19 protein-coding genes are annotated in these 16617 nt (G+C 41.9%); 17 read left to right on the forward strand and 2 right to left on the reverse strand.

What is annotated here, in order from left to right; translation table 11 throughout:
* The first annotated feature begins 3 nt into the window (after positions 1 to 3).
* Positions 4 to 609: a stage V sporulation protein SpoVABEA gene (spoVAEA, locus tag ACZ449_RS07895; protein WP_464260478.1), complete on the forward strand. Its 606-nt coding sequence runs from the start codon at positions 4 to 6 to the stop codon at positions 607 to 609.
* Positions 602 to 2122, forward strand: a complete 1521-nt coding sequence (locus tag ACZ449_RS07900; protein WP_464260479.1) for a spore germination protein — start codon at positions 602 to 604, stop codon at positions 2120 to 2122. The genes spoVAEA and ACZ449_RS07900 overlap by 8 nt, the downstream gene beginning before the upstream one ends.
* Positions 2123 to 2165: 43 nt before the next feature.
* Here ACZ449_RS07900 and ACZ449_RS07905 read toward each other — a convergent pair whose 3' ends face one another.
* Complete coding sequence (locus ACZ449_RS07905; protein WP_464260480.1) at positions 2166 to 2924, reverse strand: hypothetical protein; 759 nt, start codon at positions 2922 to 2924, stop codon at positions 2166 to 2168.
* Between the two features lie 178 nt (positions 2925 to 3102).
* On the opposite strand from ACZ449_RS07905, the gene ACZ449_RS07910 reads away from it, so the two are divergent.
* The 6 genes from ACZ449_RS07910 (at position 3103) to ytfJ (ending at position 7548) form a co-directional block, all read left to right on the forward strand.
* Positions 3103 to 3723: a site-2 protease family protein gene (locus ACZ449_RS07910; RefSeq protein WP_464260481.1), complete on the forward strand. Its 621-nt coding sequence runs from the start codon at positions 3103 to 3105 to the stop codon at positions 3721 to 3723.
* A 15-nt stretch (positions 3724 to 3738) separates the two neighbouring features.
* Positions 3739 to 4716, forward strand: coding sequence for a tryptophan--tRNA ligase (gene trpS, locus ACZ449_RS07915; RefSeq protein ID WP_464260482.1), 978 nt, complete (start codon positions 3739 to 3741; stop codon positions 4714 to 4716).
* A 63-nt stretch (positions 4717 to 4779) separates the two neighbouring features.
* Positions 4780 to 5433 (forward strand): segregation and condensation protein A, encoded by a 654-nt coding sequence (locus ACZ449_RS07920; protein ID WP_464261839.1) that lies wholly within the window; start codon positions 4780 to 4782, stop codon positions 5431 to 5433.
* A gap of 9 nt (positions 5434 to 5442) precedes the next feature.
* Entirely contained in the window at positions 5443 to 5973 is a 531-nt protein-coding gene (scpB, locus tag ACZ449_RS07925; RefSeq protein ID WP_464260483.1) for an SMC-Scp complex subunit ScpB, read from the forward strand.
* Positions 5974 to 6425: 452 nt separating this feature from the next.
* Positions 6426 to 7106, forward strand: a complete 681-nt coding sequence (locus ACZ449_RS07930) for a DUF2953 domain-containing protein (RefSeq protein ID WP_464260484.1) — start codon at positions 6426 to 6428, stop codon at positions 7104 to 7106.
* Positions 7099 to 7548, forward strand: coding sequence for a GerW family sporulation protein (gene ytfJ / locus ACZ449_RS07935; RefSeq protein ID WP_464260485.1), 450 nt, complete (start codon positions 7099 to 7101; stop codon positions 7546 to 7548). Before ACZ449_RS07930 ends, ytfJ begins: the two co-directional genes overlap by 8 nt.
* 64 nt (positions 7549 to 7612) lie before the next feature.
* On the opposite strand, the gene ACZ449_RS07940 is transcribed toward ytfJ, so the two are convergent.
* Positions 7613 to 7801, reverse strand: a complete 189-nt coding sequence (locus tag ACZ449_RS07940; RefSeq protein ID WP_464260486.1) for a rubrerythrin family protein — start codon at positions 7799 to 7801, stop codon at positions 7613 to 7615.
* Positions 7802 to 8028: 227 nt separating this feature from the next.
* Here ACZ449_RS07940 and ACZ449_RS07945 point away from each other — a divergent pair, with 227 nt between their 5' ends.
* From ACZ449_RS07945 to aroF, 9 genes are all read left to right on the forward strand, one after another.
* Complete coding sequence (locus ACZ449_RS07945) at positions 8029 to 9177, forward strand: D-alanyl-D-alanine carboxypeptidase family protein (RefSeq protein WP_464260487.1); 1149 nt, start codon at positions 8029 to 8031, stop codon at positions 9175 to 9177.
* A 75-nt stretch (positions 9178 to 9252) separates the two neighbouring features.
* Positions 9253 to 9834, forward strand: coding sequence for a nucleoside recognition domain-containing protein (locus ACZ449_RS07950; protein WP_464260488.1), 582 nt, complete (start codon positions 9253 to 9255; stop codon positions 9832 to 9834).
* Positions 9835 to 9853: 19 nt separating this feature from the next.
* Complete coding sequence (locus tag ACZ449_RS07955) at positions 9854 to 10393, forward strand: spore maturation protein (protein ID WP_464260489.1); 540 nt, start codon at positions 9854 to 9856, stop codon at positions 10391 to 10393.
* Positions 10394 to 10502: 109 nt separating this feature from the next.
* Positions 10503 to 11783 carry an FAD-dependent oxidoreductase gene (locus ACZ449_RS07960; protein WP_464260490.1) on the forward strand — a complete coding sequence of 427 codons (1281 nt, stop codon included), beginning with the start codon at positions 10503 to 10505 and terminating at the stop codon, positions 11781 to 11783.
* Positions 11784 to 11798: 15 nt separating this feature from the next.
* Positions 11799 to 12782, forward strand: a complete 984-nt coding sequence (locus tag ACZ449_RS07965) for a hypothetical protein (protein ID WP_464260491.1) — start codon at positions 11799 to 11801, stop codon at positions 12780 to 12782.
* A gap of 30 nt (positions 12783 to 12812) precedes the next feature.
* Positions 12813 to 13547 carry a pseudouridine synthase gene (locus ACZ449_RS07970; protein WP_464260492.1) on the forward strand — a complete coding sequence of 245 codons (735 nt, stop codon included), beginning with the start codon at positions 12813 to 12815 and terminating at the stop codon, positions 13545 to 13547.
* Between the two features lie 79 nt (positions 13548 to 13626).
* Entirely contained in the window at positions 13627 to 14871 is a 1245-nt protein-coding gene (locus ACZ449_RS07975) for a BaiN/RdsA family NAD(P)/FAD-dependent oxidoreductase (protein WP_464260493.1), read from the forward strand.
* A 27-nt stretch (positions 14872 to 14898) separates the two neighbouring features.
* Complete coding sequence (locus tag ACZ449_RS07980) at positions 14899 to 15456, forward strand: hypothetical protein (protein WP_464260494.1); 558 nt, start codon at positions 14899 to 14901, stop codon at positions 15454 to 15456.
* A gap of 124 nt (positions 15457 to 15580) precedes the next feature.
* On the forward strand, positions 15581 to 16606 hold the full coding sequence (gene aroF, locus ACZ449_RS07985; protein WP_464260495.1) for a 3-deoxy-7-phosphoheptulonate synthase: 1026 nt from the start codon (positions 15581 to 15583) through the stop codon (positions 16604 to 16606).
* Positions 16607 to 16617 lie beyond the last annotated feature (11 nt).

Below are 16617 nucleotides of genomic sequence, written 5' to 3' on the forward strand. Positions count from 1 at the left end.
GAATTGGACAAGGTAACTGAATTTGATAAAAAGATCCGGGTTATTCTTGTTACTGATGGAGACAAGGTTGCTCAACAAGCCGTTGAAACAATAGGGTCCTCTTTGGGATTACGCTGCATTTCAGCTTCAGCAGGTAATCCAACACCCATCAGTGGCAAAAAAATCGTAGAGCTTTTGAAAACCGTCCCCTATGATCCGGTGTTAGTTATGTTTGATGATAAAGGTCACAGCGAAAAAGCTGAAGGAGAACAGGCGCTTGAGTATGTTGCCAATCATCCTGACATTGAAGTCCTTGGAGCAGTAGCCGTAGCTTCTAATACTACTGGGATTGATGGAGTCCATGCTGATGCCTGTATTGACTGCCAAGGCCATGTAATTGATCTTTCAGTTGATAAGAAAGGAGAGATAAAAACCAAAAAGGATTGTACCTGCCAACCGGTGATTACTGGTGATACTGTGGATGTGCTTAATGATGTTGAAATACCGGTTATTATCGGTGTTGGCGATATCGGGAAAATGGATAAACATGACGATCTTAGTCGGGGTGCTCCTATCACCAGGAGAGCAATTGAAGAGATACTGAAACGGAGTGACATTAGTCATGGCTGAGGAAAAAACAATTGCCAAAGAAATTGACAGCAATATAAATTATATAAAAGACAAACTTGGGGTTGGCGAAACATTTGATATAGTTTTTCGTGAATACAAAGCAGGGCGAAAACGTGCGGCTTCTTTTTCGATAAATGGTATGACTAATGATGTTGTGTTATCAAATGTACTGGAAGAATTGACTGCCTATAACCAGGAAGAATTGACAATTAATACGCTGGACAAATTATTTTATTCACGAGCAACCCATTCACAAACCAAATTAGTAGCAAATATGAATGATGCAATAACTAGTCTTTTATCAGGCGAGATGCTCTTTTTTGTGGATGGTGCCGAACAAGTGATTGTAATAGATGCCCGCTCCTATCCCGCCCGTGCACCTGCCGAATCTAACATTGAAAAAGTTACAAGAGGCTCGCGTGATTCTTTTGTCGAAACCATCGTATTTAACACTGCATTAATCCGCAGGCGGTTACGCGATCCTAATTTGAGATTTGAAATAGTTAAGGTTGGTACACGGTCTCAATGCGACATTGCTGTTTGCTACATTAAAGATATCACCAATACAGAGTTAGTTACTACCGTTAAAGACAGGATTAACAATATCAATATTGATGGCGTACCTATGGCAGAAAAGGCTATTGAAGAATACATTGTCGGCGGCAATAAGTGGAATCCTTTACCTAAAGTACGGTACACGGAACGTCCTGATGTAGCAGCAGTCCACTTGCTAGAAGGTCATGTATGCATAATTGTGGATACTTCACCTAATATCATGATTTTGCCAACAACACTGTGGCATCATGTACAACACGTCGAAGAATTTCATCAGAATGTGGTTATTGGCTCCTATCTGCGACTCATTAGGTTGGCTGGTGTGTTACTATCTTTAATTCTGCCGCCTTTATGGTTAGCACTAGTATTGAATCGTCAATTATTACCTGAGTCGCTTGCGTTCCTTGGTCCACAGGAGTCAGGGATTATACCTATTGGTATCCAATTTCTATTAGCAGAATTTGGCGTTGAGTTAGTCAGAATGGCAACAGTGCATGTTCCAACGGCGCAGTCTACTGCTCTCGGTTTTATTGGGGCCTTCATGCTGGGCGATATTGCCACCAAGGTTGGGCTATTTGGCAATGAGACTATTTTTTATACTGCAGTAGCTGCAGTCGGTGCTTTTGCTACTCCCAGTATGGAATTTGCTATGGCAATACGACTCTTTCGGGTTATCATTATTACTTTAGTCATGCTGTTTAAACTGCCAGGCTTACTTGGAGGGTTATTTGCAGTATTTCTATTAATGCTAACAACAAAATCCTTTAATATTCCTTACTTATGGCCGGCTCTGCCTTTCAATTTTAATGCGATGAAAGATGTATTATTTCGTCTCCCCATACCAAACAAGATCTTGCGGCCCGCAGTGCTCAAACCGCAAGATAAGGATCGACTTAACACTGCCGGTGTACAAGAAGATGAAGATACCAAAGAGGGTAACAGTAATACAAAAAAATAACTTAATGCCGCCCACTACGGGCGGCATTTAAGTTACCGTTTGTTTATTTACCTCTGAAAAATTCACGTATGCGTGCCATGCTTTCATTGATAGTAGCCTGCTGTTCTTGGAATGCCCCATTGTTTTCAGCAGTTATGGCGTCTTTCATTTGATTTACTGTTGCATGCGTTCTGGTGATTTCACCTAAAATGCCGACTTGTTCCATACTTGGCTTTACTTTTTCCCAGGTTCCCTGTAATTCTTTTACCTTGGCGGCAGCTTTCCCCCAATTCTTATCCTCGACAAAGAAGCTGACATTGCGAATCCCATTGCTGACGGCAATAATATCGGCAATAGGGGATAGTTTGTATGATTTGCCAATATCACTTACGCTTCCCATAAACTTAATTAGACTTTCGTAAGAGTCGGTTACCTTTTTAGCATTGATGGCTGCTGTTAATTTTTCAATGGCTGCATCGCCTTCTTTTACCCCTTTTTTATCGCCGACTGCGGCTTTGACCTGCTGCCACAAAGTCTGTAGATTAGTAAGGCCTGCCTGAGCCTGTGACCAGTTTTCTTTGTTAATTCCTTCGAATACAACTCCAGCTGTTGCTTCTAGGTCATACAATTCTGCAGGTGCTGAAAAAAAACGTTCCATAAAAGGTGGGTTTGCTTTTGACTCTGCTGGTTTGCCTGCCGGACCTATTTCAGGTTTAGGAGCAGGTTCAGACAGTAATCCAGATAAAAAACCACAGCCTGTTAGCAATATGAGCATAAACAGTACCGAAATTATACTGATTTTTACGGGAAATGATAGCCGCATAAAAGTAAATACCTCCTTCATTTTCGGACAAAAGTCAGCAATTGTGCCACATAGACTTAGTCTGAACAGTTATTACTGATTTTAGTATAGAAATAATCGGCTATTTCATTTTGCTTTTTACTGCTTTTTTAGTATAATTTAGTAGTACGTTAAGCGAAGGTAATAAGGAGGCTGTCTATTGTTTGGTTTTGATGCCGATATGATATTTCGGATTCCGGCGCTATTAATTGCACTGACTGTACACGAATACGCGCATGCGAGGGCTGCTGTGATTTTAGGTGATCCGACACCAAGGCTTATGGGGCGGTTAACGCTGAATCCAGTCGCACACCTTGATCCGATCGGGTTGATAATGTTATGGCTGTTCAAATTTGGCTGGGCTAAGCCGGTACCCATCAACCCCAGCTACTTTAAGAATTATCGCCAAGATATGTTAGTTGTTTCCTTAGCTGGTCCGGTGTCAAATATGGTACTTGCGCTTTTAACCGCTTTCCTTATTGGCATTTTGGCTAAAATGCAGCTTTTGAGTGGAGGCTGGGTTAAGGTGTTGTGGATGACCTATACTTATAACATCATCTTGGCTATTTTTAATTTAGTGCCGATTCCACCGTTAGACGGCGCCAAGGTACTGGCAAGCATACTTCCAGGTCAACAGGGACGTATCTTTGATCAATTGGAACAGTATGGGCCATTTATATTAATGGGGCTTGTCTATATCGGTGTTATTGGCATGATTACTTATCCACTTGAAAGAGGCTTGGCTTATGTAATTAATGCAATAGTTATGACAATTTTGTAATAGGAGGAGATACACTTGACTAAAAAACGCATTTTTAGTGGTATGCAGCCGTCAGGAAACTTTCATATGGGGAACTATCAGGTGCTTGCCAATTGGATTAAAATGCAAGAAGAATATGATTGCTTATATGCGATAGTCGACTGGCATGCGCTTACGTCTTCCTATGAAGATACCAGCAAACTGCCTGAACGTATTGAAAATATGGCCCTTGACTGGTTAAGTGCTGGTCTTGATCCAGAAAAAAACATTATCTTTATTCAGTCACATGTAAAAGAGCATGCCGAATTGCATTTGTTATTATCGATGATGACCCCCTTATCCTGGCTAGAACGGGTTCCCACTTATAAAGATAAATTACAGCAATTAGGTGAAATGGGTAAAGAAATCAATACATACGGATTTCTAGGCTATCCTGAGCTAATGACTGCCGATATCATCCTCTATAAAGCTGCGGCTGTGCCAGTAGCTGAAGATCAAATACCGCACCTTGAACTGACAAGAGAGATTATTCGCCGTTTCGCTCATTTGTACAAGCCTATATTCCCTGAACCTCAGGCGATCTTAAGTCCGCTGCTGCCAGGTATTGATGGACGCAAGATGAGCAAGTCCTATGGCAACGAAATTCCTTATGCCGCTGAACCGGATGAGCTACAGGCCCGGGTAAGACTCATGATTACCGATCCACAACGTGTCAAGAAAACCGATCCTGGTGATCCGGATATTTGTACAGTCTATACGTTTCATAAAATTTTCAGTCCAGAACATAGTGAGATTGCCGGACATTGTCGCAACGCTGGCATTGGCTGTGTAGACTGCAAAAAACGGCTAGCCCAAAAAATGATCACTACGCTTGCCGATGTTCACGGCCGTCGTAAAGAACTAGCTGGAAAACCTGACAAGATAAAAGAAATACTAGCCTATGGTGCCGAACGCGCCCGCAAAATAGCAGCAGTAACCATGGAAGAAGTCCGGTCAGTTATGAATTTAGGCTAATTTATGTCTAGTGCCGGTTATACTATTAAACTAGAAGCCTTTGAGGGGCCCTTAGCCCTCTTGATGCATCTGATAGAAAAAAATCAGGTTGATATTTATAATATTCCCATAGCCGCAATAACTGAGCAATACTTGGATTATCTTACGACTATGGAACAATTTAACATGGATGTGGCCAGCGAATTTTTAGTTATGGCAGCTACTCTGCTACAAATAAAATCACGTATGTTATTGCCACGGCCAGTTGTTTTGGAAGAGATAGAAGAAGGTATTGATCCCCGTCAAGAACTAGTAGAACGATTGCTTGAATACCGTAAATTCAAAGAAATTTCCCTGATGCTCAATACATTAAGCCAGGAGCGGGAGCATTTTGTTACCCGCTTTCCTCAGGAATTTGCCAAGCAGTTCCCGCTGCCAGAAGGGCTTTGTCTTGACGATCTGCTGAAGGCGTTTGCCGCACTATGGGAAAGTTCTATTCCGGAATTTGCCGTTATTACCCCTGAACAAATTAGTGTTAAAGATAAAATGTACGATATTATTACCCTCTTAAGAAATAACAATGGGAGTCTGGATTTTAGCAGGACTATTATCCGGACAGGCTCCCGCTCGGAATTTATTGCTGCCTTTTTAGCGCTACTGGAACTAATCAGATTAAAACAGATAGTAATTTCCCAGGATAAGCCGTTTGCACCTATTAGCCTTATGTTAAAGGAGTGACAGGAGAGTATGTTTAACCGGCATTTGTGTGGAGCCATTGAGGCTCTGTTGTTTGCTAGCGGGCAACCGCTTTTACCAGAAAGAATTGCCGGGATACTCAACATTCATAATGATCATGTCCAGACGATGATTAACGATATGATAACCTCAATGGCTGATGAAAAACGGGGACTAACAATTGTTGAGGTAGCTGGTGGGTATCAACTTTGCACTAAACCGCTGCTGTTTCCCATTGTTAGTAAATTGGCTGAGATACAAGACAACCGGTTGTCGACAGCGGCTTTGGAAACACTGGCCATTGTGGCCTTTAAGCAACCTGTAACCAGACAGGAGATTGAAAGCATTCGTGGCGTTAATGCCGACAGAGTAATTGCAACCTTGCTTGATCGTCTATTGATTAAGGAAATGGGACGCAAAGAAGCAGTAGGACGCCCGATTTTATATGGTACTACTAATGAATTCTTGCAATGTTTCGGGTTAAAAAGCCTCGATGATTTGCCGACTATTGCCAGTTTATTGCCTATCAGCCCTGCTGGATAAAAAGTATAAGTTGGATTGAACGACTAAGAGTCCTGATTTGTGTCCTAACAGACTTGGCATAAGCCAAGTCTGTTTTAATGTATCAAAGTTTTAGGAGTGGCGGAGGCGGGCGTACCCCCGTAACTCCTCGGCCTTTGCCGGAAAAAGCGTTCCACAGGAGAAAAGCCGGGCGGTATTCCGTAAAAAAATCCGTACTGTCTGAGCGTAGCGAGTTTACGGATTTTAGGAATATCGCCCGGCTTTTCAGCTTTTGGAGGCTTAGGGCCTAGACCTTTTGTTACTTTTGGGGCAATGCCAAAAGTAAAACCCCCTCCTTGTATTCTATTGACTCAACTTAAGCCAAAGGACCGCGCTAGCGGTTTTCTTATCCAGCAGGAGCCTTGTTTGCAGGTGCATAGTTTTTGACAGTTGTGTAAAACATTTAATATAGCAAAGATAAAGAGGTACTATACATGAACAGTTGGCTAGTAGTTGTGATGGCAGTAGCCATTTTGCTAGGATTGCTTTTTCGTGTCAATTTATATATTGATGTACACTTTTGTCGCCGTAAAGATGATGATTATCTTGCTGTTACTGTACATGCCTTACAGAAAATATTTTTGTATACTATAAAAATCCCAGCAATTAAGCTTATTCAATATGACGATTTACCATGGATTGCTTCTGAAATAGAATCTCCTTTTGGAGAAGCAGCAAATACACAGGTAGGTCGTGAACAACGCTTTGTAAGAAAAAGTATCAAACTATTATTCCATAATCCTGAACGGTTCCTGCAGCTGATCAGAGCAGTCAAACAATTTATTCGTGGCTATCGTCGCTATGTAAGCCGACTATCTAAAGGAATTCATTGTGAAAAGCTTGAGTTAACAACCATATATGGTTTTGAAGATGCCGCTTTTACTGGCATTATGATGGGTGTAGTGGGTTCAATAGTTGAAATTATGCTGACATCTATGCATAATCGGCTGGTAGTAGATGTCAAGCCGGATATCAAAGTAATGCCAATTTATGGAAAAAAACAGTTGGAGATTGAGCTCAAGTGTATATTCCGAATACGATTGGGTAATGTTATTACTGCAACTATGGCGATTTTAAGAAATTCATTGCGCAAGGAGGCGGCTCGCAGTGGCTGAACATCCAATACAGGGTCTAATGAAAACAGCTATGGAAAGCATCAAAGGCATGATAGATGTCAATACCATTGTTGGCGATGCAGTGGAAACTGCTGATGGCACAGTAATTGTTCCTATTTCGCGGGTAGCATTTGGATTTGCAGCTGGCGGTGGTGACTATGAAGCGGAGGAAATAAAAACCGACCACCCTTTTGGTGGCGCTAGCGGCGCTGGTATTAGCGTTAAGCCAGTAGGATTTTTAGTATGCTCTCCGGTTAGCGGTGTACGATTTATGTCGGTAGAAAATAATCTTTTTTATGACAGGCTTATCGACATGGTGCCACAAGTAATAAATAAAATTGAAAGTATGCTAAAAAGTAATAACGATGATGAGGCTGAGTCTGAACAGTTTGCTCACAATGCCGAAACTGAATCTTCCCACCAGCATTCAGTGCATCAATAACTTGATGATTTATATGTAAACCCACACATAATTGTGTGGGTTTTTACATACAATCAATTGACTATTAAGTTAAGTTATCAAGTTTGTCTTTAATTTGAGTAGCATGCAAAGCCTCTGCTTCAGCAAAATGTTTGAACATTTTAGCGGCTTCTTGGTCGCCAATACGATCCGCGAAAGATTGATAATCACGCACAAGTTCCTGTTTTTGCGTAAGTGTGGTACGTAAAGCTGTTTTGAGGTCAAGCATTTCCATATTGATTCACCTCCTTGAATTTGTTACTATTATCTCCGTCTACACTGTAAATAATCCCCGGATATTATTACATACCAAAATTAGACAAACCCGGCAACAAGTTAATTTTGACCTTGAGCCAAATACATTATATAATAAGATTTGGTTTATTCGAATAAATTTCAGGTGAGGTTAAAATCCCACCTGAAGCTAAGGCTCACTTTATCTTAAACGAAGGGATTGGACTCATGCGAAAACTAGCTAATCTTGGAATGCTGTTAGTCATATGCCTGGTGTTTTTGCCAACGACAGTGTTCGCAGGAGATTTTGTACCAGAACTTACGGCTAAAGCAGCTATCGTCATGGAAGCGTCAACAGGAAAAGTGCTATATAGTAGAAATGCCAACGAACGACGTTATCCGGCCAGTACTACCAAGATTATTACATTAATTACCGCGCTGGAGTATGGTAATCTTGATGATAATGTAATTGCCAGCCCCAATGCCGCTACCACCGAAGGTTCGTCACTGTGGCTTTCACCTGGAGAACAACTTAAACTACGTGACATGTTATATGGTATAATGCTTGTTTCTGGTAACGATGCTACCGTAGCTGTAGCTGAACACATTTCCGGATCGGTCACAGGCTTCGCAAAACTAATGACTGAAAAAGCGCATGCGATTGGTGCAGTCAACAGCAACTTTGTAAATACCAGCGGGCTACCTGATGAAAGACATTATACCACTGCCTATGATTTAGCTAAAATTACGGCATATGGTTATAAGAATCCGCTATTTTCTCAAATTGTTTCTACCAAGAATAAAATTATTCCTTGGCCTGGCAAAGACCATGATCGAGATTTATACAACGAAAATAGAATGTTATGGTTATATGATGGGGCAAATGGGGTCAAAACCGGCTATACTGACGCCGCTGGACGTTGTCTAGTTTCAGCTGCCAATCGCAATGGTATACAAATAATTGTGGTCGTACTTGATAGTGAACGCATGTGGGATGATTCTATCAAGCTTTTGGATTATGGTCTTGCCCAGCTTAAACAAGTACCGGTAATTCATAAAGGTGATATCTTAAAAACTGTTAAAATTAAAGCAGGCACAACAAGCAATGTTAAGTTACTAGCAGCCAATGACATCATCGTACCTATGGCTGACAATGAACTCGACAAATTTACTACGGTTATCGATGCTCCCGACAAAATCAACGCCCCTCTTGCAGTTGGTCAGAAGATTGGTACTGCTAAAGTTATTTACAATAACGTAGAGGTAGCAAAAACAGATTTAATTGCAGACCAGCCGGTAGAAAGAAAATCGTTTTTCGGAAAACTTTGGGGTTCAGTAGTTGGCTTCGTGACCTTCGTATTTCATAACTTTGCTTAAAGGACGCCGGTGAGCGTCCTTCTTATGTTCTAGCTTGCTAGCATTCGTCATACCATCATAATGGGTGATATGACTATGATTAATTTAATTTGGCTGGTACTTATAGCCAGCGGCATACTTTATGCTGGTATACATGGACGTATTGAAGTTGTTACAGCAAGTGCAATCAGTGCGGCCAAAGGAGCCGTAGAATTATCAATAAATTTAATTGGAATCATGTGTTTATGGTTGGGGATTATGAGAATTGCTGAGGTATCAGGCCTAGTCAAGGTTATTTCTTATCTTTTGCAGCCTATTATAGGTTTACTGTTTCCGAGTGTACCTAAAAATCATCCAGCCATGGGTGCCATCATTATGACACTCAGTGCTAACATGTTAGGGTTGGGTAATGCCGTAACCCCACTAGGGATTAAGGCTATGCAAGAGTTACAAACCCTTAATCCCAAAAAAGATACGGCTACTGCCGCTATGTGCACCTTATTAGCTCTCTGTACTACTGGATTTACACTAGTTCCAGCCACTATTATTGCTTTGCGTTCAGCAGCAGGTTCAGTCAATCCTACTGAGATAGTAGGGTCAACGCTTATTGTTAGTTTGTTTGCTACTATTTTTGTACTGATTATTGATCGGCTGTGTCAAGTGATATTTAAACGGTAAGCAAGGGAGGGCTGGCCTTGTGGTGATTGAACTGTGTGAGCAGTTATCAGTCTGGGTAATTCCTGCCGTACTGTTCCTGGTTCCGGTAATTGGGTATTTGAAAAAAGTAAAAGTATATGAAGCCTTTGTGGAAGGTGCTGCTGAGGGATTTCAGACAGCCATTCGCATCCTGCCATGTCTAGTGGCGATGCTCGTAGCTATCAGTATCTTTCGAGCATCAGGTGCCCTGGACGCTTGTATACTATTTATGGCTCCGATGTTAAATATGTTTGGTGTACCACCTGACTTAGTGCCGCTGGCAATCATGCGGCCACTGTCAGGAAGCGGCTCGCTGGGAATAGCGACAGAACTCCTCAATACCTATGGTCCGGATTCCTTGGTCGGACGAATTGCCTCAACCGTATTAGCCAGTACTGACACAACCTTTTATGTATTGACAGTATATTTTGGTGCAGTCGCTATCAATAATCCTCGCTATGCACCGTTAGTTGGATTATCTGGTGATATTGCCAGTTTCCTGGCTTCGGTTTACATATGCCAATATCTATTCAGTACCTAACTGGTAACAATTTTGTTGCCAGTTTTTTCTATACCTGTACTTGTGGCACTTCAACACGCAAGGAATACACTGTAGTGTGATTTCAAAGCGTAAAATGGAGGGGAAGTCCATGATTAAAGTAATCGTGGTCGGCGGTGGCTGGGCTGGTTGTGCCGCAGCGTTAGCAGCGTCGAAAGCGGGTGCTCAGGTAGTTTTGCTTGAGCGCACTGACTTATTGCTGGGAACTGGTTTAGTTGGCGGTATATTTCGGAATAATGGCAGATTCACGGCAGCTGAAGAAGCTATGGCTATGGGCGGTGGAGATTTATTTGTAGCTATGGATGCTAATTCTAGACACCGGGGCATACATTTTCCTGGACACAGCCATGCATCATTTTATGATGTAACTACCATGGAACCGCTAGTAAAAAAGATTCTCCAAAACTATGGAATTGATATTAAAACACGCGCCAGAGTATCTGGGGTTGTTAAACATGGCAAGAAAATCCAATACCTCACCGATGACAACGAAGAGATTATTAACGGGGATGCCTTTGTTGATACTACAGGAACTACCGGACCAATGGGAAATTGCTTAAAGTATGGGAACGGTTGTGCCATGTGTATTCTCCGTTGCCCAACTTTTGGGCCACGAGTAAGCCTAACTGCCAAAGCTGAAGTTAAAGAAGTAATGGGTAAAAGGGCAGATGGAACCTATGGTGCAATGAGCGGTTCCTGTAAGATTAATAAAGATTCGCTTAGTTCTGAACTCAAAAATCAGTTGGAAAAAGAAGGGATGGTCGTAATCCCCTTGCCTGAAAACCTTAAAAAGTCAGGTATGTTGGGTAAAAAGGCTTGCTCACAATATGCCATCGCTGATTATGCCGAAAATGTTGTACTTATTGATACTGGTCATGCTAAACTTATGACCCCTTTCTTTCCGCTCGACTTGCTGCGAACAATACCCGGACTTGAACGTGCTCGCTATGAAGATCCGTACTCTGGTGGAGTAGGCAACTCTATTCGTTATCTGGGGATTGCCCCCTGTAATAATTCACTAAAGGTGGACGGAATAGATAATTTATTTTGTGCAGGAGAAAAATCCGGCATATTAGTTGGTCACACTGAAGCGGTGGTAACTGGTCTATTATGTGGTCATAATGCTGTACGCTGTTGTTTGGATATGCAGTATCTTGAATTACCGCCCGAATTGGCCTCCGGTGATTTTATTCGGTTTATTCATGAACAAATGACCACAGAGGAGGGGATTAGACTAAGATATACCTTCTCTGGTTCAATATATTTCGAACGCATGAAAAATTTGGGGCTTTATTCAGCACAACGCGGCGAAATTATTGAACGCATAAGTAGGGCCGGCCTTGCAGATATTTATAATACCTGTTTGGTATAACAAGGAGGGAACAATATGCTAAAAAAATTGGCTGGAAGATGTATTGATATCAACACACCCTATTGTCCCTGCCTGCTATCGGAAACTAATCATTGCACCTTTTGTAGTCATTTGAAAGGGGAAGAGGTATGTGATTGCAACTGGAGTGGAATGTGCATACTATATGAAAAACAGTGGCAATTGAAAAAAAATAAATGGGCCAGTGACACTGACGCTCCAGTGCGTTTGGAAGCCGATACTGAGTTTGGCGTAAAACAAAAAATTTCTGAGCATACGTACTTATTAACAATTAAAGTCACTCCTGAACTTGCCCAGTCACTTGACAAATGTGGCTCTTTTGTTTTTTTGCGCCGGCCAATAGATCCACAATTTTATCACTTTCCTGTAGGTGTAATGAAGGTAATAGGGAACACTATTCAAGTAGTTATCGAAACGATTGGTCCCAAGTCTGCACGTCTGCTAGAGAATGACAATAACCAAGTGTTAGTGCGTGGACCATATTATAATGGTATTTTTGGTCAGCCATGGATTGACAATATAGAGGCTGGTAAAATATTATTAATAGTTGGAGGTATAGGACAGTCGCCAGCTATAGCAGTAGCCCGGCAGCTGGTAAAAAAGAACAATAGTATTCAGGCTATTGTAGCTCCAGGAAAAATGGGTACAGTATTTATTTCCGGTGAACTTACCGAGCTTGGTATTAATGTTCAGGAAGTAGCCTCTATGCGTCAGCTGGGAATGCGCACTTTATCCGAGTATTTGATCGATAGTCAAAAATGTCCTGAACTAATCGTGAGCGCTGGTCCTGATGACCAACATTATGGAATTATAGCTGCGCTGCACGCAGCCGGGGTTAATTTGCCGATGGCAGCGACTAATAATACTACGATGTGTTGCGGCGAAGGTATTTGTGGTAGTTGTCAACGCGTAATCAAGGACAATAAACGTGTGCGTACCTGTAAAGTCCAAATTGATTTTAACCAATTCATTCAAGAGTAAATATATTTTGAAAGTGGGAGTCGAAAGTACATGTTAGAACGTTTGCAGAAAGTAATTGCTCAAGCTGGAGTTGCTTCACGACGGGATGCCGAAGAACTCATTAAAGCAGGACGAGTAACAGTTAATGGCAAAGTAGTTACTGAACTTGGCACCAAGGTTGAGCCTAAACAGGCTCGGATCGCCGTTGATAATAAGCCGATAAAAGCCGAAAAGTATCTCTATATTTTACTTAACAAACCCAAAGGTATAATAACCGCCTTAGAAGATCCTCAAGGACGCAAAACAGTGGCCGATCTTGTTGCCGATATCCCGGAGAGAATTTATCCGGTGGGGAGACTAGATTATAACACTGAAGGATTACTTATTATGACCAATGACGGTGATTTGACAAATACGTTAACCCATCCAAGTCATGAAATTGAGAAAACGTATCTAGCCAAGGTTCAGGGGTATCCGCCTGAGGAGAAGCTTGATAAGCTGCGGGTAGGTATTAAACTAGAAGATGGCATGACTGCCCCGGCTAAAATTAATGTTATTGCTATAGACCGGGAAAAAGAGTTGACTACACTGGAGTTAGTTATCCATGAAGGGAAAAACCGGGAAATACGCCGCATGTGTGAAGCCATCGGTTATCCGGTGAAAAATCTCAAACGGATCAAAATTGCCTTCTTAACATTAGAAGGACTTCGCAGGGGGCAGTACCGCCAACTGCTCTCTGCGGAGGTGGAGGAATTAAAGAAACTGGGTAAGAAGCAAAACGACTAATTTTTCAACCCTTATTTTGGAGAATAAGGGTTTTTTGCTAAATGCAGTACAATACTAATTTTAAAGTGAGTGTGAAAATATGAAGCATGTTCTTATCATCGGCGGCGGTGCCGCTGGCCTTATGGCCGCAGTCAGTGCTGCGCAACACGGTGCCAAGGTAACCATATTGGAAAAAATGAAAGATATTGGTCGAAAAATACTCATTACGGGAAAAGGTCGCTGTAATATTACAAATAACTGTGATGTTTCTGATCTAGTAAAAAATATGCCAGGAAATGGTTCTTTTTTGTACAGTGCCTTTCATGCCTTTAGTAATCTTGATAGTATTGAGTTTTTCAATCAGGCCGGCTTGCCCACAAAGGTCGAACGCGGCGGGCGTGTTTTCCCAGTCAGTGATCAAGCCAAAGATGTCATTAGAATATTTGCTCAGGAATTGGCCAAGCTCAATGTTGTGGTTAAAGTAGGGCAGCCTGTGAAAAAACTAATTATAGAGAGTGACCAAGCTGTTGGCGCTGTTACGTGTGATGCAGAATATCGCGCTGATGCTGTAATTGTCACAACAGGCGGCGCGTCCTATCCAGGCACAGGTTCTTCTGGTGATGGCTATCGCTTGGCTCAGGCTATCGGGCATAGCATTGTACCGCTCAAACCATCCTTGGTACCATTGGAAGTCGCGGAAGAATGGATAACCGATCTGCAGGGACTATCACTTAAAAATGTTACGGCAACTGTTATATGTAACGAAAAAAAGGCAGCTGATGAATTTGGCGAGTTGTTATTTACCCACTACGGCTTGTCTGGACCAATAATTTTGTCCTTGAGCAAAAAGGTCGCAGAACTATTTATTTCTGCTCCTGAAAAAGAAGTAACAATAGAAATTAATCTTAAACCTGCACTTAGCACTGAGATTTTGGACAAGCGGTTGCAGCGAGATTTTACTAAATTTGCCAAAAAACAACTTAAAAATTCCTTGCATGAATTGTTGCCATCTAAACTAATTCCTGTCGTTATTGATTTGTCATTTATTGACCAAGATAAATTTGTCCATCAGATTACTAAAGAAGAACGCGCTCGTTTATTGGAAATTTTACAGCATCTAACATTTACAATTTCCCAAACCAGGCCGGTCGCGGAAGCTATCGTAACCGCAGGTGGTGTCAGCACCAAAGAAATAGATGCCCGTACTATGGAGTCTAAACTGGTCAAAGAACTTTTTTTTGCAGGAGAGGTCATCGACGTAGACGGTTACACCGGTGGTTTTAATTTGCAAGCAGCCTTTTCTACCGGTTATGTGGCTGGCAAGTATGCTGCAACTGAATACTAACATCAAACTTCGCTAGGGGGAAGTCTTATGGAACACCGGAATAACAGGTTTCGCCGTAAATACTTTGCTGCTATTGATCGCCTGCTTATCAGACTGGCAGCAACTGCTGTTATCCTGTTATTCGTTGTGCAGGCTCTCCTCTTACACGCTGAAACCCGGAAATACTTATCCCTAGTAGATAATCTGGAGGGTGAACAGATAACGGCGCCTACGACTATGTATGCTGCTGATATTTCCCGGGTTGCTTCTATGAAACTGACCACAATTGATCAAGTTATCGCTAAATCCATACGTTCCTTACGTTTTGGTCAAGGTATTACCATCCGCATGATTACTCCGTTGGCTAATAGGGGAGATGCTATGCTTACAGTAAATGGTCAAGCGGTCGGTAATTTCTCCAGGGGAGAAGTCGAAGTTACTGTATATGATGGTGATTATATTGAAATTGACACTGCCAAGCTGACGAAGCCTGCTCAGTTTATTATTGATACCCATAAAAGTGACATGATATTGCCGATAGATGGGACGTTGCTCGAAAGCCAGAGTGCTATTGTTGTTGTTGGCAAGGTTGTTTATAAACATTAGCGTACTTTGTCTTTCCCAGGATGAGTTTACGGAAATTTGCCAACAACTGCTAAAGATTAGAGGATATTTTTATTAGGCAGGGAATTATAAATAATACATTTTTGTATATTTGTGGAGGCCTATTATGATTATTCTGATGAATGCAGCTACTACCGAGCAAGTAAACCGGGTATTAGATAAGCTTCGTCAATTAGGATTAGATGGTCACTTGATAACGGGCTTGAATAATAAAATTATTACAGCCAACGGTGACCTATCTGCCTGTAACCCCGAGTTATACGAAAGAATGCCGGGTGTCGATAAAGTTCTGATTGTCGAAACCCCTTACAAATTGGCCAGCAGAGAATTTCAACAAAAAAATACGGTTGTTACAGTTGACAAGGTTAGTTTTGGTGGGAAATCGATCCCAATTATTGCTGGACCATGTGCGATTGAAAGTTATGAACAGCTTTATCAAGCAGGCGTAAGTGCCAAGGCAGCTGGGGCAGCTATGCTGCGCGGTGGCGCTTATAAACCACGTACTTCACCTTATAGTTTTCAAGGACTTGAAAAAAAGGGACTCGAAATAATCAAATCGGTAGGACGTGAACTAGCTTTGCCGGTTATCTCGGAAATAACTGATCCGCGTAGTGTAGAGCTAATGGCAGAACATGTAGATATGCTGCAAATTGGTACACGTAATATGCAAAACTTCGTATTACTCAAGGAAGTAGCCTTGAGCCAAAAGCCGATTTTGCTTAAACGAGGTCTGGCGGCAACCATGGAAGAATGGCTAATGGCTGCTGAATACATCCTGTCAAGTGGCAATAATCAAATAGTACTGTGTGAACGGGGTATTCGTACGTATGAAACCTATACACGAAATACCTTGGATTTGACCGCTATACCGGTAATTAAACATCTAAGCCACTTGCCTATTATTGTTGATCCCAGCCATGGTACAGGCAGTTGGCGCTGGGTTAGTCCCATGTCTAAGGCTGCTATCGCTGCTGGGGCTGATGGACTGCTAATCGAAATGCATCAAAACCCGGAGGAAGCCTTGTCTGATGGACCACAGTCACTAACTCCTGGAAATTTTACTCAGCTTATGGTTGAATTGAGTAGTTTAACTGCCGTACTCGGTCGAACATTAACTAACAAAATTAAATAGCAAAGAGGGTC

This window comes from Desulfosporomusa polytropa (assembly GCF_055380075.1).